Origin of the sequence: Clostridium sp. AWRP (assembly GCF_004006395.2) — a bacterium.
Lineage (GTDB): Bacteria > Bacillota > Clostridia > Clostridiales > Clostridiaceae > Clostridium_B.
Genome location: NZ_CP029758.2, coordinates 1,809,031 through 1,828,321 on the forward strand (window position 1 = coordinate 1,809,031; position 19,291 = coordinate 1,828,321).

Sequence of the window (19,291 nt, forward strand, 5' to 3'; positions counted from 1 at the left end):
GATTAGTTATTTTAGATTTTTGATATCTTCTATAAGATAAAACCAGTACTTTAATCTAACATCATAAACTTAAGGAAATCTGATCAACATTTTTGTTTATCAGGTTTCCTTGATTTACACTATGAAATTTTTTTACTAATTATAAAATATATACATTTTATGTAAAGATTATTATATTTTGCACGACAAAAATAATATTATGATTTTTATTGTGGGGAGTAGGGAGGAATTTGATTATGATAGATGTCTATAACAATAAAAATTATTTAAATTATGATTTAAGTAATAAAGTTGATTATAGTAAAATTAAGGCTGTACAAAATACAAAACAAAATATATCTTCTAAAGTAAGTAATTCAAATGCATCTTCTGATTCAATTGAAATAACTCAAAAAGACCAAAATATTATTAATGCAAAAAAAGCAAAAGATGCATTTTTTGAAACTTGTTCCGATTTTGGTAGTGTTAATAGTAAAGGCTCTGATATGAGTAGTTATTATTGTATGATTCTTGATATGATGAAAAGACAAGGAATTGATACATCTTCTTTTTCATTAGGAAGTTCTTCTTTTGTAGATTCAGTAAAAGAATTTGAGAAGAAAGTAGATATGGAAAAACCCGGTGTATTTCCATCGAATTTTTCAGATTTTTGTGATGCTTATAAACAGAAACTTATACAGTGTGGATTATAATTTAATATTAAATAACATAGGGAGGTTCTTCATATTGTTAAGTATAAATAATAATTATGATTATATTAATAAAGCAATTACTGACAAAGATACTAATGATAGCAATGAAGTATTTAACGTACATGATAGTACTTTTTCACAATTGATCAAAGAAGATAGGAAATTGATTAAAGATGGAAAAATTACAGAGGATGATTATGGTTGTATGATGATTCATGCTTTTATTTCAAGAATGTGTGTTTGTAATGGTAAACTTGTATATAAATCTGATACTGATTAATTTATAGAATTCACGTTAAATTATGTAATTATTTGAAAATTTTTATATAGTTTTAAGCTAATAAATGATATAATAATAGTAAATCATTTTTATTGAAGAAAATATTAACATGTAATTGTATTTCAAAGCAAGAATAAGTTGGTATAATATTTAAAATAAAGTAAAACTTTTAATTAATAATAAAGTATTATAATTGGACTTGCTCACATGTAGAGTTCCTAAAAATAAATTTGATTAAATTGGAGGGGTATAAAATGGAATTAAAGGGAAGCAAAACAGAAAAAAATTTGTGGTCGGCATTTGCAGGTGAATCTCAAGCAAGAAACAAGTATACATATTTTTCTTCAGCTGCTAAAAAAGAGGGATATGAACAGATTGGTGAAATATTTCAACTTACAGCTGATAATGAAAAAGAGCATGCAAAGATTTGGTTTAAACTTTTAAATGGTATAGGTAATACTTCAGAAAATCTGAAATCTGCAGCTAGTGGAGAGAATTATGAATGGACTGAAATGTATAAAAAATTTGCGGAAGAAGCTAAACAAGAGGGTTTTGATGATATTTCTAGATTATTCAGTATGGTAGCAGAAATTGAGAAACATCATGAGGAAAGATATAATGAACTTTTAAAGAATATAGAAGAAAACAAGGTCTTTAGTAAAAGTGCGAAAAAGGTTTGGATATGTCGTAACTGTGGATATGTTTACATTGGCGAAAACGCACCTAAAAAATGTCCTGTATGCTCACATCCTAAATCATATTTTGAACTCGAAAGTAAAAATTGGTAGCATTATAGTAGTAAAAAACATCGTATTATTCAACTGAATTTTACGATGCTTTTATATTTGTAAAACAATTTAAATATTAAAATATTTTCTCATACTTATATTTAAAACTAAGGCTAATGAGATAAAATTAGCTAAACTAGAATTTCCTCCATAACTTACAAAGGGAAGAGTTATTCCTGCAATAGGCATAATTCCAATAGTAATACTGATATTTTGAAATACAGATAAAATGAGGGAAGCTGCTATACCTATACATATAAATCTTCCTAGAGAATCTTTTGATTCTTTTGCTGACTTTATGATTCTATATAATAATTCTATTATGCTTGTACTGAATTTTTATAGGTATCTATTGGAATTCTTACATTCATATTTAAGTCAAAATTTCCATACGGATTTACGTGATTATATATTAATGGAGTTAAAGCTCTGAAATCTTCTGGAGCCATCATATCAAACCATTTTTTTTAGATAATATTTGTTGTATCATTAGCGTATTTATATATACCAAACAATTTTGTAAGAGGTGAAGACTTAACACTGATAGTTCCTGATCTTCTATTCTATTTGTTGATATTTCACCACTTTTACTATAGAAAATAAATGAATTAGCTGAATTCCAGTTTTCAACTATATTAAGACCTTTATGTATTTCTATTCTCAATTCTTCTGAATTCAAGTAATCACAAAGGAATATAGTCTTTATAGCTTTTCCTAATTCAGCAAGGGCAAGATATGTGGGATGTTTTAAATTATTTCTAGTAAATATTTTTAATATAGCTTCTGTCTCAGCAGTACCTAATCTTAATGCAGTCGAATATTTTATCATTTGATCATACTGCTGTCTTATAAGCTCCCAATTTATAGGTTTTGTTAGTACTAGTTGTAAGCTAGAATATGCTTCACTTATTCCAGCATCCGGTCTATATAATTTTTGTAAATGTATTGCTCTAATTCTAGGCATTAGGTTAAATCCTAGTAAGTGGCAGAAAGCAAAAGCAACTTAACTTTGGCCATGAGAATCTAAAAAATTTTTTTCTATTTCCATGTCTGTACAATGCTTTATAATCTTTCTATCATTGCAGATACTTCAGAAGATGAGCATTGTTTTAACTGTGAATATATACATTGTGAATATATACATGTAGAATTCTTTTCAACATGCCAGTATATCATTACACCTCGTCCTCGGTATCTAATATGCCATTCTGTCATTAAATTTTGATCCCATGCTCCGAATTTTTTACTATCTGAAGCACAAGTTGTTGTACCTTCACCCCAGATATCTTCTACTCTGATTTTAAGTATGGCATTAACTACTTTTGATATTGCATTATGTAGATTATCTTTATTTATAAACTTTCTTTTTATATAAAGCAAATCTTTATAGGTTTCCCCATGATTCCCTGCTGAAATACGTTTTAAACTTGTATTTGTACCTAATCCATATAAGGCTAAAATAAGACGTTTTTGAATTATTTCTCTGTCTAGCATTTCACGTGAAGCTATAGTTTTAAAATTATCAGTAAAGTTTATTCTTAGATCTGCTGCTTTAAGAACATCAAGTAGATTAGTCATAGGCCAGTGTTTCATGAGTACCTATATTATAATATTTTTTGATAATATCCAAAGCTTTTATAATAGGTTGATGTATTTGATTATTTGAACAAAATTGTAAAGTGTTGAGTATTTAGGAAACCATTCTCCTATAATGATTACTATAAGATGATCTCATAACGGTATATACTTTCTGTCTATATGCAGAACCAGTATTATTAAATTCTTTTACTAAATCTTTTAATGTACTCTCACTTACAATTGGAAATAATACTTTTTTTATTATACCGTCTGGATTATTTACAGTTGCATCTGGCATTTGAAATAAAATATTTGTTTTCCCGTTGACACGTCTAAAATCATTTAAAAGTTCTTTATCGACTTTCCTTTCGGCTCTGATACTTATACTATGAATAATTTGTATTAGAAGTTCAATGAGATTATCTGTGATTTCTCTGATTCTAAGCCAAAAGAAAGATGATAATAGAGTGTATCGAAGTGGTTTTGGATGTCTGCGAAGTTCTTGTAAATCTTCTGAAACTACTCTTAATTTATATCTATTAAGTAATTTTTGAGGAATATTATTAAAAAGATCTTTAGGAAGATTAATTTGTTGAATTGTTTTGAGTTTAGTAATTTCTTTAAATACACTTTCTAATCCAATACGTCCTGGCTCAGATCTTAACTCACTAAAAGAAATATTATCTGAACTGTTGTAATTTACGTCCTTTTCCTCATAAGTAGTTAAATCATTAATTAAAGTATCCATTTTATTCAAATTTTCTTCTGATAATTTATCAAAGGTTTCTTCAAAAAATTTATTTTCATAAGTAAATATGGCTGATCTAGTTATACGTTCCATACGATCAGGTGTTGGAGGCTCAATTTGTAATTCCTTGAACCTATTATATGCAACATCTTTTAGATTATTTACATCTGCATTATGATAAAATACTTGTTTGGAAACCCATTGTGTTATAGTATGTATATCTTTAGCAACTACCTCACGAAATTTAAAAAAATCTCTAACCTGTGCTCTATGATATTTTATAATTCTACCATTTCAATCATAATTATTAAATAGCTCTAAATCTAAATTTAATTGTTTCGATATATAAAGGACAACCTCCTTTGGAATTTCATTCTTATAATTAGGAAATCTTCATTCATATTGAAAAAATTTAAACATAACAGTAAAGTCCAATCTTGTTACACTTGTTTTTTTCCCTAATTGCTCAAACTCATTTGGCATTATAGTAAAGTAATCTATAAGTTCGTCAAGTTCCCAATGTCTCTTCATGGAATATCACCTCACCCATATAATTCAATATTTGATAATAATAATATCATATAAGAATAGTAAAATAAATGACCATTTGCTTTACTATTCTTATTTTTATACTACAAAACGTAAATAAGCCATTTCTATAGTTAATAAATTTGGTAATATATCAGCAGAAAAAAACGACAGTAAAAAATTTATGTGCTATGTTTAATATAAGTAAACCTACTCTCTACAAGGTTATAGAAGAAATTAGTAAGAACCAGATATCATAGTGATATTATAAAGTTATAATTAATACGCAGTTGTAATTTGTTGTAAAATAAGTATATTATTTAAAAACATAATACGGAACCCTATTCAAACTCCGTATTATGTTATATTCCCTTCAATACCAACCTCAATAATTTACTAATACCAATTTCATTATTTAGTTCTTTGGAATTAAGCATTTCCCTGAGCCTTCAGGTTTTTAATTTCTTGTTGTAATTGAGTTATATTTTTCATTTTTTCATCTCTTAATTGTGTAAAAAGTTGACGTGCCTCTAAAGTGTTAATCTCCATCATATATTTATTATACATAGACTGTAACATCATTTCATCTTGTAAAGAATCATGTAAAAAGTCTATAGTGTTCATATAACCTCACTCCTTTTAAACAATTGAGAACTTTGACATAGTTTGTGACAATGTACTATAATTGTTACGGGAACTTTGTTCCATTTCCTTTAGCATCTGCTGGAACTTGGGATCAGTAATCTGCTGAGAGAGTTGGGCATATTTTTTCGCCATAAAATCTTCCTGAAATTGCAATTCTTTAAAAGCATTATTCATTATTTCTTGTTCTGTAAGCATTTTTTATATCCTCCTTATTTTTTAGTAATCACAGAATAGTATAGTTCTCCTGAAGAATCAATCAATGCGGCATAAACATCTTTAATATTTGCAATACCTTTTTTAAGCAATTCATCCTTCAGCCATTTCTCATCATATCCTAATTTCTTTAAATTTTTTTCTTCAATCTTTCCTTCATTGACAAGGAGAGTTGGAAATCCAGCACCCATGGTTTTGATATTTAAATCCTTGGGAGTTACAGGCTGATAGTCTGATTTTTTTAGAACACTTACATGACCGCTGGTTTCCAAAACTGCAGCCTCCACTTCACTAATATTAGGAGCATCTATACTTCTTATATCAGATAGTAGTAATTCTAATGGTAAGAAAGCTTTTGCCATATTAGGTCGGAGAATCTTCCCACCGGATATCAATGGTATTGATTTCCCCATTACAACTCTAGCGAAAGTTCTATTTTTTACAACTAAATAGGATATAAGATAATGAAGAATGTATATGACAACAATTATAACAGCAGTATTAATAAAACTTATTTTAGCCTCAAATAATGGAGCTGCTGTTATTCCACCCATCATCCAGAAAAATGTAAAGTCATAGCCTGCAAACTGGCCGCCAGCCCTATGGGGTAAAACTTTTCCTTCCAGAAATAGCAAAATTCCAACTACGATACTGCGTAAAGCGAATATAAAGGGGCTAATTTCTTCAGCACTTCCAAATATATCTTTTAATAGTTCCATTATCATACCTTCTTTACTATATACTCATATAGACTGTTCCATCTGATTCAAGCATAGCTATAAATATACCCTTTGGATTAGTAATGCCCTTTTCTTTTAATTTAGTCATTAGCCAATCATAATCTAACCCCATAGCATGTAGATTTCTTTCGTCTATTTTCCCATTATAAATGAGAATTGTAGGTATTGATATCGTTTTAGATGGTAAATTCATCTGTTTTCTTGTAAGTGGTAGTGCTTCAGTTTTTTTAATAACACTTATTTTCCCATATGGCTCTAATAGGATGGTATCAATTTCTGATAGATTATGAGCTCCTTTTAGTCTTAATTGTCCTAATAGATTATCCAATGTTACATGACAATCAAGCATATTTTCTTTAAGTATTATTCCATCCTTCATAAGAAGCGTTGGTTTTCGATCGATTAACCTAGGCCATTTAATATCTAAATAAGACAAAAAGATATTTACAAAGGCATAAACAAAAGTAATTACTAATCCAGAAGTAAGGGAAGATTGAGGGTTTAACATTCTAATAGCAGCTAAGCTCACAATTCCAGCAGCTACTAAATAGTTATGACCTGATAGAATTCCTACTTGACGGTGACCCATCAAGCGAGTTGCAATGATTAATGCAATATAAAGAATAACAGCTCTTAAAGCCAAAGCAAACACTGATAAATCTTTACTTCCTTCCATAAATGAATTCCAATTCAAAGTAATTCCTCCTAAGCATTACTATTTATCACATGGGATTTAACTTCTCCTAAATTATTAAATGCTGTTTTAGCAGTAAATTCAATATATATCATGCTTTAAAACCAAGTAACTATAGCTAATATTATGTAGTGAACCAGATATTAAATGAGGTATTTCCATTAAAATAAAAGCCTCTCTTAAAGTTAGAGTAACTCATTTCCCATGCAATTTAGATTAGAAATATATTAATTGTTACAACATTAGTATTAAATTTTTAAAATATCTTATTCATAAAAAATTCAAATATAAAACCTTAAGAAACATTTTTATTAACTGGAATTATTTTATTGTATACCCAAATCGAATAGAATTCGTGCCATTTTAATTCTTACTCTTTGCTTTAAGTAACATTTAGTTTACGTAAATTAGCCCTTACAACTGCAAGTGTCATTTTTGAATTTAAAAGTGCTGCAGCAAGCTCCAACTGATGAATGTACCTTGTTGTCGCCATTTAATTTAACCTCTATATTTTTTGCATAATATAAGTATTTATAGCCAAAATATATTTTAGAGGTGATATTAATATGCAAATACAACTTAGTCAAAAAGAAAAAATGTTTTTAGAAGATGGGAAATTTCAAGAGGAGATTTGTATTGAAAAATACAACAGTTATTCTCTACAAGCACAAGATCCACAATTGAAGCAACTTTTTACCAAACTTGCTGGTGAAGAACAACATCACCATAATATTATCAATCAAATGCTTCAAGGACAACAGCCAAATCTAGCTCACAATCAACAAGCTCAGCAACAAATGGCTCAAAGTACTTCCCAAGGAGCTACAAATAATCAACGTGATAAAATACTTTGCAGTGATTTATTATCTACAGAAAAATATGTTTCAGGCACTTATGATATTGACGTTTTTGAATCTGCTAATCCTGTAGTTAGGCAGGCAATGCAACATATTCAACAAGATGAACAAAGGCATGGGCAAGAACTTTTTAATTATATGAATAGTCATGAAATGTATACTGTAAAATAATAACAAATTATTAACTATAAATAATTTCAAGCAAAAACTTAGATATGTATGTTACATATGTCCTTAGAAAAACGGTAGAGCTATTTATTTAGGCTCTACCTTAATTAAGTTTACTTTTTTTTCATGCAATTAATGATACCTACATCCACAGGTACTACTTTGGGTTTCAACAGTGCTACAGCCACAACCTATGTCTAGCAATGTTTCTCCTGGATGTAGCTTTTTTAGTATGTAATCAATTTTTTGTAATTAATATAACGTTAATTATTGACGTAATTAAAAATTGTATTTAACTATTGTAATTGAGTCACATTCTTCTTATAAGACGTATCAACCATTGATATGCCTTTTATTTATGTTAATTACCGTAGTTTAGCTACTTTGCCCCCGGTGACACGTTCGCTGGTATTGCCCATAAAAGTATTGTAGATCCAATGAGTCCCCATTCTTCTCCAATGACAGAGAATATAAAATCTGTATGTATTTCGGGAATGTATCCACCAGATACTTGGGTACCTTTTAGTGCCTTACTGGTTACATCGTTAAATAGTAGAACTCCCACACCACCCCAATATATTAAATTGGCATATTGAACTATAGTTCTATAATCAATAAGTAAAATCAGGAAAATTATTACCGTACTTAATATAACCCATAAAATATTACATAAATTTTCAATAAAAACAATCTTATTCTAACATATAATTGTTAAAATAAGATGTAATAATCATTATATTTTAATGAAGAAAAAGTTTTGAATATTTAATAAAATAGGGAGATTTATTTTGATATTTTCATTATATGTTTTATTAGATAATTGGCGTTATAATTAAGGCATAAGTTGTACTATGAATAGGAGAGATTATTATGAGTACAAATATTGAGGCAATTTTATTTGATTCTGGCCGTGTGTTAAATTACCCTCAGTCTGGCAACTGGTTTATCACACCTAATTTTTTTAAATATGTTGATAAAAACGTATTTAACAGCATTTCAAAGGATAGAAAGAAACTCTCCTTTAAAAAAGCATATGATTATATAAATTCGTGCAAGTTAATTAAAACGCAAGAAGAAGAATATAGGCATTTCGTTGAATATTATAATATATTTTTTAAAGGATTTCCTGAATTAAATTTAAGCACGGATAATGTGGAAAGTGTTGCTAAAGATTTAGTGTATAACCCCAAAAAGTATGTGTTCTTTGATGAAGCAGAAGGTGTAATTAGTATGCTGAGTAAAAAATATAAATTAGGAGTAGTATCTGATGCATGGCCGTCTCTAAATAGTGTATTTGAAGCAGTAAAATTGCGAAAGTACTTTTCTACATTTATTATTTCGTCAATGTTAGGAGTTACTAAACCTGATAGTATTATGTATCAAACTGCATTGGATGAATTGGGTGTGCTGCCTCAAAATACAATATTTATTGATGATAATTTAAAAAACTGTATTGGTGCAAATAAACTTGGTATTCATTCAGTTTTGTTATGTAGGAATAAGCGTGAGTATATTTCAAATAAAGTATTAAGTATAGGAAAAAAATACGATGTCGTAAATAATCTTCAGCAGCTAGTTACACTAAAAGATATGAGAAATTAATTTTAGAAAGAAATAGTTATTTGTAAAGTGAGTAAAGGAGAAATGTTATGCAGCAATTTTTAATAAATGAATTTGGCAAGAATTTAGGTAGTAAGATTTATAAAATTCAACAGAAAGCATTACAAACAATACCTGGTTTTGCTATAGGAAAAAGTAGCAATCAGTTAAAAACTCTTGAAAAGACAATTTTACCAAGGATTGCATTGTATAAGGCATTACAAAAACAATTAGAAGACCGGAAAAAGGCGTATGATACAGTTGAGAAATATATGTTTACTATTGTAGGACGAAAAATTAATAAACAATATTTAGCATTTGAATCTATACCTGGATTTTTTTATATCTTTAGAAAAATAATGATTGGAACAATTAGTAAAAGTGATAATTGGATAACTGAAGTGATAAAAAATGATAGCGTATCAGTAAAATATAACATAACAAAATGTCTTTGGTATGATGCCTGTAAGGAAAACAATTGTCTCGAACTTTGCAAAATTTTCTGTGATACAGATCATGTAATTTATGATTCAATGAAGAAAATAGAGTTTATTCGAAAAGGAACATTGGGTACAGGACATAAATGTTGTGATTTTTGTTTCTTAAATAGAAGGAAAATATAGGTATACATTTCATAATGTAAAAGGTAAGTTGTGTAATACAACTATCTTAATGAATTGATTTTAAAAATATGATATAATTACCATTGAATAATTTAGAATTGCAAAATTTTATTAATTAGCGGAGATGAAAGTTAAATGAATTTGGGGTATGAAAATCCATCATTGTTGTATAGCTTAATAGATGAATTTGGAAATAATAGATTATTTAGTTCAATGTATAAAAATTATATTAAGACCTTAAAGCTTAAAGGAAATGAAAAAGTATTGGATTTTGGAAGTGGTTCAGGTGCAGGGTCAAGGCATTTGGCAAAAATACTTAAACAATGTGGTGGACATTTAACGTGTGTTGATATTTCAGAATATTGGACAGAAAAAGCAAAAAAACGAATGAAATATTATAATAATGTTAGTTTTTTAGTTGGACAACTTTCTGAACTTAAATTAGGGAGTGAATCCTTTGATGTTATTTACGTTTTTTATACATTACATGATGTTTTAAAGAATTTAAGAAATAGTATAGTAAGTGAATTTTTTAGAATTTTAAAAAATAATGGAAGATTATATATTAAAGAACCACAAAGAGAAAATGATGGAATGCCTATATCGGAAATTATAGAGTTGATGGAAAGCAATGGTTTTTATGAAGAAAGCTCTATAAGTAGTAAGTGCACATATAGTGCAGTTTATAGAAAGAAATGTTAATAATATGTTGGATGCAACTAGAGAGTTTAAATTTTATCTATAAATAAGGTTCCATCACTTTGAATTTCAGCATAGAAAACGTCCTCTATAGAGGAAATATTTTGTTGCTCAAGTTGTTTCTTTAGCCAATTTTTATTTAAATTTAGCTCTTTTAAGTTATGGTTTATTATTTTACCGTCAACAATTATCTCAGAAGGAATATATTTAGCAGTAGAAGAGGGAATTTTTATATCTGCTTTTGTTACTTGTTGGTGTGATTGCTTTTTCATTACACTTAAGTTTCCATCTGGCTCTAATATTGCGTATTCAACTTCTGTGATAGAGAATATATTTTGCTTTCTAAGCAGCATTGATAAATCATCCATATTAAGACGACTGGAGGATAGAGATTGTTTCATGATTTTTCCTCTTTTTATTAGAATAGTCGGCTGGCCGTCAACGATACTTCTTATATTTCCTGACTTTAGGTTTATATATCCAGTTAAGGCAGTTAATATACACCACCAAGTTAGACCAATAAGATGGTTTATGAATAGTTTATTGTCTATACTAATGATATTTGCAGCAATAGAACCTATTGTAATACCAGTAATATAGTTAAAAAATGTTAAATGACTCATTTGCTTATTTCCTAGTATTCTTGCCAAGGTTAATAGCACTATGAATGTTACTGTTGTTTTAAGTAGTAATTGAAATACATCTATAATTCTAAGAGTCATGGGTGATGCCTCCTTAACACTATCTCTATATTAAAGTAGAGAGTTTATATAATAAATAAAAAATATAATATCAATTTTATATTTTCCCAATCTATCTGGCTTATTCACATTAGATTAAGGAAAATGGTGTATAAAAAGGTAAGGCATATATTAAAAATAGATATTGAGTGCATTTCTAAAAAATAAGATGATAATTAATTATGGTAATAGTTTTTGATATTAACCGAATTATAAAATGTGAAGGAGTTTAATATGAATGATGATTATATATTGAGAATAATAGAATCTATAGGGGAGTTTGCTGGAAAAGTATTGTTCAATAAACAGAGTAAGGAATTTAAAAATATAGATGTACAATCAATGACTATACAAGATGTGTTACCAATATTATTAAAAAAACTTGTTTTTCAAGGTAAATATAATGAAGCAGAAAATTTGCTATTTGAAGAACTGGAAAAGAATCCTTCAAATGATTTAATTAAAATAGGAAAAGATTTTTATAATATATTACTCTTAAAAAGTGATGAAGATCTTACCAAAGCAAATTTTTCGAGAGAGGAAATATTTCAAGGATTAAATGATATGAAAAAATTTACTTGTGAGCTTATTCAGGTTACTAACAATTCGCATCTTGAATAAGCTCTTTTTTGATATACTATAGATACGTTAAATAAATGTGCTAAACATTGATTTACATTTTACATTTAGAAGTCCTTATAGACTATGATGATATGAAAATCTGCTGCCGCGAAGCTCTTTCCAGACTTCATCACATTGCAAAAGAATTTCATTAGAGAGTGACCCCTTTTCTAAATATATTAAATTCTGTTTTAAGTGCTCCAAGCGGCTTACTCCAATAATTACACTGTTTACATAGTTATAAGAAATACACCAGCGTAAGGCAAGTTCAAGCAGCTTCATGCCATGGCTTTGTGCAATCTGTGTTAGCTTTCCTATTGCTTGAAAACTGTCATCATTCCAATATCTTTGATAATATCCACCTAAATCGGAAAAACGCGAATTTTCAAAAGGATGATCTTTACTGTGCTTGCCGGAAAGTAATCCACCTGCTATTGGATTATATATAACTAGGCCTACCTTGTTTTGCTTGATGCAAGGTACTAGCTCGGACTCTATTCCTCTTGTAATTGAGTTGTAAACGTTCTCGGTTACACTTGGTGCTATCAAGTTATGTTTGTCGCAAGTCCATAGGGCATCCATTAGTTGCCATGCAGCAAAGTTGCTGATTCCAATATAACGAACCTTCCCTGATTTAATAAGAGAAGTCATTGCTTCCATTGTTTCTTCAAATGGCGTTAGTGGGTCAGGTGTATGCATATAATAAATATCCAGGTAGTCTGTATTTAATCGTTTTAAGCTATTTTCGACAGATGAAATAATATGTTTTCTGCTGAGCCCTTTGTCGTTTGGTCTTGAACCCGATGGCCCTCCCACCTTACTTGCTAGAATTACATTTTCCCTGCAGCCTTTAATACCTTTCCCTGTAATTATTTCACTTTGTCCACCATTATAAATGTCTGCCGTGTCTATAAAGTTGATCCCGCTATCCAACGCATATTTAATAACTTTAATGCTATCCTGCTCGTTTAACTGTCCACTAAATGTCATTGTTCCAAGACAAACCCTTGATACATTTAAACCTGTCCCTGCTAAATTTGTATATTCCATATACAAAACCTCCTAGTATATGTTTAATTTCATATTTTATTCTTCTTTATCTGATGGCTACCTACTGTAACACTCCAACTAAGTAAGATTCATTGATAATGAAGATATTAGCAATACAATGATTAGAAATCTAACAATTAGGTTTCTAACATTAATAGTATACTTTACTAAAATTAATGTCAACTCAAATTACTATTTGTAGCCATCGGATAAAAATAGTTTCCATGGGTTCCATATTAGAAAACAAAAGGTCAATTTTCACTATATAGTGAATTAATTGGCCTTTTATTTTTCATAGAATTATTGTCGATATTGTCTTGGATGAAGGCGGCTTCTATTATCTCTTAAAATATGTCTTGGGAAATTATCAAATCTTTGTCTAGAAGTTGAGTTTGTGTTTGTTGTTGTTGTAAATGATTCCCCATCTGTTCCAATTGTAGAAGGATAAATTACAACATTTTCATTACTTAATTCCATTGCAACAGGATTGACCTTGTTACTTGAAGCATTCAATAAAGTACCGTTGACCATAGCTGACTGGTATTTTACCGTACCCATATCTGCTAAAGGATATAGTTTTAGTTTGAGTCTGGCCGCCAGATGTAGTTACAGTAAATGTTAAATTCCATGTTGAATTGGATGATTTAGATATATTAACATTGATAGTTGAATTAATTGGGACACTAATGATGTTTTGAGCAACATCAGGCAGCTTTTCCCAAAAAACTTCTGCAACAGCTTATCCATTTTCTACTTCTTCTAAGGTTCCCATTTGAAGAAGATCTGAAGAACTTGCTCCACCTAAACCAATCCACTGTGCAGCTACTGCATTTTGCTTATTTGTTGAAAATGCCTTCTATAGGAGTAATTAGGACAAACAAATCGTATAAGTTGGCATTTTTCACAATATCCTTGAAATACAAAAGCTAATCAGTGATTAACTTTAAAAATGATGTCAATAATATAGACAAGTATAAACTTTTATAAAAGTACACGAAATAGGAGGTAGAGAGTTTGAAATGGAGGTAGTGATGGTATGGGATACAATATTATAGATATAATTAATAAGTCAATAAATATTGCAGTTAGAAGAAAAGCTGAATATGAGGACATAGGGAAAAAATGCAATAAACAGTCCATAAAAATAATGTCAGTTGTTTTAATGAAACAATTAGATAAAAATATTGAATATTATGAGAAGCTAAAAAAAGTAATAAGTGGTATGGAATTTGAAGAAATTGATTTTGTAATATATGATAAAATGTCTTTTTTAATAGATGAGTTTAACAGGAAAGTATATAAACCTGAAATCAATAATGTTAGAGATTATTTGAAATCTTTTCTTGACTTAGAGAAAGACTTATATTCTTTACTTGTTGATGTACAAGGTAGATTTGTGAAAAATACAAGTGATGTAAGTACAAAAACATATACAATATTGTCCCATATTATTAATAATGAGGCTAGCCATATTTCAACTCTTGAAAAAATGCTAAAATAAACATAATGCATCAGGTGCTGCTTAGAAAACTTCACCTGATGCATTTTAAAGTATATTTATTTAGTAGGAGGATCATCATTGATGATTCTATTTGCTTCTTTTTCGGAAAGGTCATAATTTAAAAACGTCTTATAAAAATTCCTAGTTTCTTTAACTATATCTATGTTAGAAAATTTATTCGGGTGTATGATTTTTGCTGCCCATTGTATTTGTAATGCTTCTTCTGCACTGTATCTATCCCAGTAAAAAGCTCCATCTGGATTGAAGTATACTTTTGAATTTTTAACAGCATTTACTTTTTGCCAGGAAGGGTCATTTAATAAATTGTTTATATTTTTTTTACCATTACTTACTTTCATTAATGTATTGCTGCTTAATATTACAATGTCTGGATTCCATTTTAATATTTGTTCCATGGATACTTGTTTATTATTTCCTTTTACTTCTGAAGCTGCATTTATTCCACCAGCTGCTTCTATCCAGGAGTTAATTATTGTATTGTTTCCATCTACGGTTATTGGTGAAAGTGAAGTTACATGGAGAACTTTAGGTTTTTGTTCCTTAGGTATTTTAGATGTTATGCTGGTTATAGTACTGAGTTTGCCATCTAAATAGGATACATATTCATCTGCTTTTTTCTTTGAGTCTGATCCTAAAATATCACCTGTAAGTTTAACGCACTTTTTTAAACTATTAAAATCAGTAAAGCTTAATTCTACAGTTGGAATTCCTGAATCTGATATTTTATTTGCATTTTTATCATTTAGTGGTGTAAATACAATGTCAGGTTTTGCTTTTATAAGTTCTTCTGTATTGACACCGTCTGAAGTAAATGCTGTCACTGCATTTTTCATTTGAGGATTTACTTTGTAGAGCCATGGTCTTCCCTTTTCTGTGAGAATGGTGGCAACAATTTTATTTCCTTGGCCTAAAATACATAGAACCTCATTATGAGCTTGCCAGGAATCTCCTATCTTTTTAATATTTAGGGGCACGTCCACTTTTCGTCCAGCAGTATCGGTAATCGTTTTCGTCTGTGTGCTTTTTTCACTTGCTTTTTTTGATGTATCACCATTATTACATCCGGTTATTAAAAAAATAATTGCAAAAACAGTGATAAGTATGAATTTTAGTTTTTTCATGAGTTAACACATCCTTCTTAAAATATTTACCTATAGCTGAGTACCATAAAAATCCATTATAATATGTATTAATTTACAGAATATAGTCAACTTTGGGGTGAAACATGGATTTAATGGTACAATAATTTACTATATTCATTATAATATAATAATCTTTATTATACAATTGATTTTAAGACTAAACAGTATAAAATATAACATAATGTACTTGAAACAAAATATAAAATATACTTTATATTATATTTTGTCATGTTTTATTGCAAACCTAATAAGAATATAATATAATGTAAATATGTTAAACTTGTAATAAATGTTATTTAGGTAACTGACAAAATAGAAATTGATCATAGGAAGTGTAATATTAAGTTAAGACAGAGCCGAGCGCCTGGGCTATAAAATGTCTGGGCGCTTTTGTTTGTAAAATACTTACATAAATTATGATAGTAATGGGGGGATGGTAATTAATGAAAAGTGAAAATGAGGAACATATATCACTACCTGGAAATGAGGCTCTAAAGAGAATAATGGAAAGGTGTGACCTAAAATCACGAATAGAAACAGTATCTCTAATTGATGGATTAGGAAGAGTGTGTGCTTACGACATTGTATCTATGAATACACTTCCTAATAGTCTTACTAGTAGGCTAGACGGCATATCTGTATATTACCATGATTTTCAGAATGGAATACCTGATACTTCTAGCTGGAAAAGAGGAGTACAATATGATTTCGCAAATACTGGAATTGGCATTAAAAAGGATTATGATACCGTTATCAAAATAGAAGAAGTTGAAATAGATAAATCAGGTAACATAAAAATATTAAAAGCACCCTCAGTAAAAGGAGAGCTCACCCAGCCTATAGGACAAAAAATGAGAAGAGGTGATGTGCTTGTAAAGTCCCATACGTTACTTACACCATCTCATCTTGAAATACTTGCTATGGGGGGAATTGATAAGATTGATGTGCTCCAAAAACCTGTAGTAGCTATTATACCTACAGGTAATGAATTGGTTCCTGTAGGAAAACCATTACCATTAGGTAAAAATGTTGAGTCTAATAGTATAATGATGAGAACAAAAGTTGTTCTTTGGGGAGGACAACCGCTAGTTTATGATATCGTTCCAGATGATCCTAAAAAAATTATAAATACACTTCTTGATGCTTTAAAAAAGGCGGATATTGTAATAATCAATGGAGGATCATCAAAAGGTACTGAGGACTATAATATAAAAATGTTAGAAGAAGTAGGAGAAGTACTAGCTCATGAAGTAGAACATGGACCAGGCAAACATACTTCATTTACAGCCGCTTATGGAAAGCCTGTAATTGGCATCGTAGGGCCACCAATTGGAGCCGAGTACACGGTAGATTGGTATGTTATGCCCCTTATTAATAAATATCTTTTTCAACCAACCATAAAGCCGCAAAGGTTACAAGTAGTTCTTACAAAACCAATTGTATCAAAGCACCCATTCGATTTTTATGTACGTATTATTGTAAAATATGAGGACGGGCAGTATGAAGGTACGCCAGTAATTGGCCGTGACAAACCTGTTGTTGAAGGATTGATTTATGCAAATGCTCATTTATGCATACCGGGAAATGTTGATGGATATGAAGCAGGAGATAAAGTCGAAGTTGAGCTGCGCTGTCCCATCGAACTTATAACAAAGAATTAAATTATTAAATGCCAAACAATAAAAAATAATTTTTGTAAGACAGCTAATTATAGTTTAAAGGGAGGACAAGTATATGCTAGAAGAAATGAAACTGGCTAATTCGTCTGAAAAATCTATGTCAAAATCAAAGCAGAAGAAATCAAGAACAACGTATATTATGATAATTATTGCCTTGTTACCAATACTTTCTTTTTTTATTTCCTTAGCTATAGGCAGATATCCTATATCAGTATCACAATTTTTTAATGTTATATTATCAAATGTTTCAGGAATGGATAATTCAAAATATGCAACTATTAGCACAGTTTTATTTAACGTCAGGATTCCTAGAATTTTGTCGGCATTACTAGTTGGAGCAGGCTTAGCTATAGCTGGTTCTGCATATCAGGGCTTATTCAAAAATCCAATGGTATCTCCAGATATACTTGGAGCTTCTTCTGGTGCGGGATTTGGTGCAGCATTTGGAATACTTTTGTCATTTAACAGTTTTGGTATACAGATTTCAGCATTTCTATTTGGACTTGCAGCAGTTAGTATAACCTATTTAATAAGTATAATTATAGGAAGAGGTAATAATGCTACATTAATACTTGTGCTTACAGGTATGGTTGTTTCAGCTTTATTCTCTTCTTTTATTTCTATAACGAAATATGTGGCTGATCCCTATGATAAACTTCCAGCTATAACTTTTTATTTGATGGGAGGATTATCTTCTGTTACTATGAAAGACATCAAAATATTATCGGTACCATTTATAATAGGAATTATACCATTAATTTTATTGAGGTGGAAACTTAATGTACTTTCCTTTGGTGATGAAGAATCAAAATCTTTAGGTGTAGATACTTCAAAGTTAAGAATAGTTATAATACTTTGTTCAACTCTAATTACTGCTGGAGCTGTATCAATCAGTGGTATCATTGGCTGGATAGGACTTGTAATACCTCATATAGCAAGAATGTTTGTGGGACCTAATTTTAAAGTCTTATTGCCTGCTTCCTTGTTGATTGGGGGTACATTCCTTTTATTAGTTGATGACGTAGCTAGATGTGCCTTTTCTGTGGAGATTCCATTAGGAATTCTCACATCATTAATTGGAGCACCATTTTTTATTTATCTTTTGATTAAAGGAAGGAGAGGATGGATATGAAAAAAATTTTTTTCACTGGTGAGAAGGGGATAGGTAAATCTACATTATTAGAAAAAGTTATTAAAAATATAGATTGTTCTATAGGCGGATTTATTCAAGAAAAAGAGTTTACAGAAGGAATGAAAATTTTTAAAGTTATTTCACTTTATAACGTGAATGATAATTATATTATGGGCAGATATGATGTAAAAAAAGAAAAAATGTATATAGATATGGACGTATTTAATGTTATATCTAAGGATGTACTTTTAAAAAGCTTATATAACAGAGATTTAATAGTACTTGATGAATTAGGATTTATGGAAGAAAATGCACCATTGTTCAAAGATATCATTTTTAAAATACTTAATAGTGATAAGCCTGTTATAGGAGTATTAAAAGAATGTGATGGGGATTTTGTACAGAAAATAGCAAAGAGAGAAGATGTACAAGTAATTAGAATTGATGAAAATAATAGAAATTTTATGGAAGATAAAATTCTTCGAATTTTACAACAAAATGATGTAAGGTTGAAGAAAAATATAAGTTAAAAAAATCATGGGGGGAAGAAAAA

21 protein-coding genes and 3 pseudogenes are annotated in these 19,291 nt (G+C 29.4%); 13 read left to right on the forward strand and 11 right to left on the reverse strand.

All coding sequences use genetic code 11. The features are described from left to right. Nucleotides 1-236: 236 nt before the first annotated feature. The 3 genes from DMR38_RS08390 (at nucleotide 237) to rbr (ending at nucleotide 1,760) form a co-directional block, all read left to right on the forward strand. On the forward strand, nucleotides 237-692 hold the full coding sequence (locus DMR38_RS08390) for a hypothetical protein (protein ID WP_127720853.1): 456 nt from the start codon (nucleotides 237-239) through the stop codon (nucleotides 690-692). Between the two features lie 34 nt (nucleotides 693-726). Continuing rightward, nucleotides 727-972: a hypothetical protein gene (locus DMR38_RS08395; protein WP_127720854.1), complete on the forward strand. Its 246-nt coding sequence runs from the start codon at nucleotides 727-729 to the stop codon at nucleotides 970-972. Nucleotides 973-1,226: 254 nt separating this feature from the next. Beyond that, on the forward strand, nucleotides 1,227-1,760 hold the full coding sequence (gene rbr, locus DMR38_RS08400; RefSeq protein WP_127720855.1) for a rubrerythrin: 534 nt from the start codon (nucleotides 1,227-1,229) through the stop codon (nucleotides 1,758-1,760). Between the two features lie 69 nt (nucleotides 1,761-1,829). On the opposite strand, the pseudogene DMR38_RS08405 reads toward rbr, so the two are convergent. Together DMR38_RS08405 and DMR38_RS22515 are read right to left on the reverse strand one after the other, a co-directional pair. Next, nucleotides 1,830-2,075, reverse strand: a pseudogene (locus DMR38_RS08405) (FtsW/RodA/SpoVE family cell cycle protein); the annotation flags it as partial. Between the two features lie 5 nt (nucleotides 2,076-2,080). Next, nucleotides 2,081-4,617 (reverse strand): annotated as a pseudogene (locus DMR38_RS22515) (Tn3 family transposase). Between the two features lie 140 nt (nucleotides 4,618-4,757). Here DMR38_RS22515 and DMR38_RS22520 point away from each other — a divergent pair. Further along, nucleotides 4,758-4,874 carry a helix-turn-helix domain-containing protein gene (locus tag DMR38_RS22520; protein WP_279230808.1) on the forward strand — a complete coding sequence of 39 codons (117 nt, stop codon included), beginning with the start codon at nucleotides 4,758-4,760 and terminating at the stop codon, nucleotides 4,872-4,874. A 169-nt stretch (nucleotides 4,875-5,043) separates the two neighbouring features. Here the strand turns inward: DMR38_RS22520 and DMR38_RS08420 are convergent, their stop codons facing one another. From DMR38_RS08420 to DMR38_RS08435, 4 genes are read right to left on the reverse strand one after another with little or no spacing between them, the layout of a single operon-like run. Beyond that, the gene (locus DMR38_RS08420) at nucleotides 5,044-5,238 is read right to left on the reverse strand and encodes a spore coat protein (RefSeq protein WP_127720856.1); all 195 of its coding nucleotides are present in this window, start codon (nucleotides 5,236-5,238) and stop codon (nucleotides 5,044-5,046) included. Between the two features lie 15 nt (nucleotides 5,239-5,253). After that, on the reverse strand, nucleotides 5,254-5,454 hold the full coding sequence (locus tag DMR38_RS08425; protein ID WP_127720857.1) for a hypothetical protein: 201 nt from the start codon (nucleotides 5,452-5,454) through the stop codon (nucleotides 5,254-5,256). A gap of 14 nt (nucleotides 5,455-5,468) precedes the next feature. Continuing rightward, nucleotides 5,469-6,191, reverse strand: a complete 723-nt coding sequence (locus DMR38_RS08430; protein ID WP_127720858.1) for a DUF421 domain-containing protein — start codon at nucleotides 6,189-6,191, stop codon at nucleotides 5,469-5,471. 16 nt (nucleotides 6,192-6,207) lie between these two features. Then, complete coding sequence (locus DMR38_RS08435; RefSeq protein WP_243124501.1) at nucleotides 6,208-6,906, reverse strand: YetF domain-containing protein; 699 nt, start codon at nucleotides 6,904-6,906, stop codon at nucleotides 6,208-6,210. A 566-nt stretch (nucleotides 6,907-7,472) separates the two neighbouring features. On the opposite strand from DMR38_RS08435, the gene DMR38_RS08440 reads away from it, so the two are divergent. Then, the gene (locus tag DMR38_RS08440; protein WP_127720859.1) at nucleotides 7,473-7,934 is read left to right on the forward strand and encodes a spore coat protein; all 462 of its coding nucleotides are present in this window, start codon (nucleotides 7,473-7,475) and stop codon (nucleotides 7,932-7,934) included. A gap of 415 nt (nucleotides 7,935-8,349) precedes the next feature. On the opposite strand, the pseudogene DMR38_RS08450 reads toward DMR38_RS08440, so the two are convergent. Beyond that, nucleotides 8,350-8,457 (reverse strand): annotated as a pseudogene (locus DMR38_RS08450) (FtsW/RodA/SpoVE family cell cycle protein); the annotation flags it as partial. A gap of 344 nt (nucleotides 8,458-8,801) precedes the next feature. Here DMR38_RS08450 and DMR38_RS08455 point away from each other — a divergent pair. The 3 genes from DMR38_RS08455 to DMR38_RS08465 all read left to right on the forward strand — a co-directional run bounded on the left by DMR38_RS08455 (nucleotide 8,802) and on the right by DMR38_RS08465 (nucleotide 10,855). Then, nucleotides 8,802-9,533 (forward strand): HAD-IA family hydrolase, encoded by a 732-nt coding sequence (locus DMR38_RS08455; RefSeq protein WP_127720860.1) that lies wholly within the window; start codon nucleotides 8,802-8,804, stop codon nucleotides 9,531-9,533. A 47-nt stretch (nucleotides 9,534-9,580) separates the two neighbouring features. Then, nucleotides 9,581-10,153, forward strand: coding sequence for an L-2-amino-thiazoline-4-carboxylic acid hydrolase (locus tag DMR38_RS08460; RefSeq protein WP_127720861.1), 573 nt, complete (start codon nucleotides 9,581-9,583; stop codon nucleotides 10,151-10,153). 135 nt (nucleotides 10,154-10,288) lie between these two features. Continuing rightward, entirely contained in the window at nucleotides 10,289-10,855 is a 567-nt protein-coding gene (locus DMR38_RS08465) for a class I SAM-dependent methyltransferase (RefSeq protein ID WP_127720862.1), read from the forward strand. A 26-nt stretch (nucleotides 10,856-10,881) separates the two neighbouring features. Here the strand turns inward: DMR38_RS08465 and DMR38_RS08470 are convergent, their stop codons facing one another. Further along, entirely contained in the window at nucleotides 10,882-11,574 is a 693-nt protein-coding gene (locus DMR38_RS08470; protein ID WP_127720863.1) for a DUF421 domain-containing protein, read from the reverse strand. Nucleotides 11,575-11,826: 252 nt separating this feature from the next. Here DMR38_RS08470 and DMR38_RS08475 point away from each other — a divergent pair, with 252 nt between their 5' ends. Then, nucleotides 11,827-12,213, forward strand: coding sequence for a DUF6483 family protein (locus tag DMR38_RS08475; protein ID WP_065079469.1), 387 nt, complete (start codon nucleotides 11,827-11,829; stop codon nucleotides 12,211-12,213). Between the two features lie 75 nt (nucleotides 12,214-12,288). On the opposite strand, the gene DMR38_RS08480 is transcribed toward DMR38_RS08475, so the two are convergent. Continuing rightward, nucleotides 12,289-13,263, reverse strand: coding sequence for an aldo/keto reductase (locus DMR38_RS08480; protein WP_127720864.1), 975 nt, complete (start codon nucleotides 13,261-13,263; stop codon nucleotides 12,289-12,291). Nucleotides 13,264-13,563: 300 nt separating this feature from the next. Beyond that, the gene (locus DMR38_RS21755; RefSeq protein WP_175412949.1) at nucleotides 13,564-13,821 is read right to left on the reverse strand and encodes a hypothetical protein; all 258 of its coding nucleotides are present in this window, start codon (nucleotides 13,819-13,821) and stop codon (nucleotides 13,564-13,566) included. Nucleotides 13,822-14,299: 478 nt separating this feature from the next. Here DMR38_RS21755 and DMR38_RS08490 point away from each other — a divergent pair, with 478 nt between their 5' ends. Further along, complete coding sequence (locus DMR38_RS08490) at nucleotides 14,300-14,764, forward strand: hypothetical protein (protein ID WP_127720865.1); 465 nt, start codon at nucleotides 14,300-14,302, stop codon at nucleotides 14,762-14,764. 56 nt (nucleotides 14,765-14,820) lie between these two features. On the opposite strand, the gene DMR38_RS08495 is transcribed toward DMR38_RS08490, so the two are convergent. After that, nucleotides 14,821-15,906, reverse strand: coding sequence for an ABC transporter substrate-binding protein (locus DMR38_RS08495; RefSeq protein ID WP_127720866.1), 1,086 nt, complete (start codon nucleotides 15,904-15,906; stop codon nucleotides 14,821-14,823). Between the two features lie 464 nt (nucleotides 15,907-16,370). On the opposite strand from DMR38_RS08495, the gene DMR38_RS08500 reads away from it, so the two are divergent. The 3 genes from DMR38_RS08500 (at nucleotide 16,371) to DMR38_RS08510 (ending at nucleotide 19,268) form a co-directional block, all read left to right on the forward strand. Further along, entirely contained in the window at nucleotides 16,371-17,588 is a 1,218-nt protein-coding gene (locus DMR38_RS08500; RefSeq protein ID WP_127720867.1) for a molybdopterin molybdotransferase MoeA, read from the forward strand. A gap of 73 nt (nucleotides 17,589-17,661) precedes the next feature. Further along, entirely contained in the window at nucleotides 17,662-18,738 is a 1,077-nt protein-coding gene (locus DMR38_RS08505; RefSeq protein WP_127720868.1) for an iron ABC transporter permease, read from the forward strand. Next, nucleotides 18,735-19,268 carry a nucleoside-triphosphatase gene (locus tag DMR38_RS08510; protein ID WP_127720869.1) on the forward strand — a complete coding sequence of 178 codons (534 nt, stop codon included), beginning with the start codon at nucleotides 18,735-18,737 and terminating at the stop codon, nucleotides 19,266-19,268. The genes DMR38_RS08505 and DMR38_RS08510 overlap by 4 nt, the downstream gene beginning before the upstream one ends. Nucleotides 19,269-19,291 lie beyond the last annotated feature (23 nt).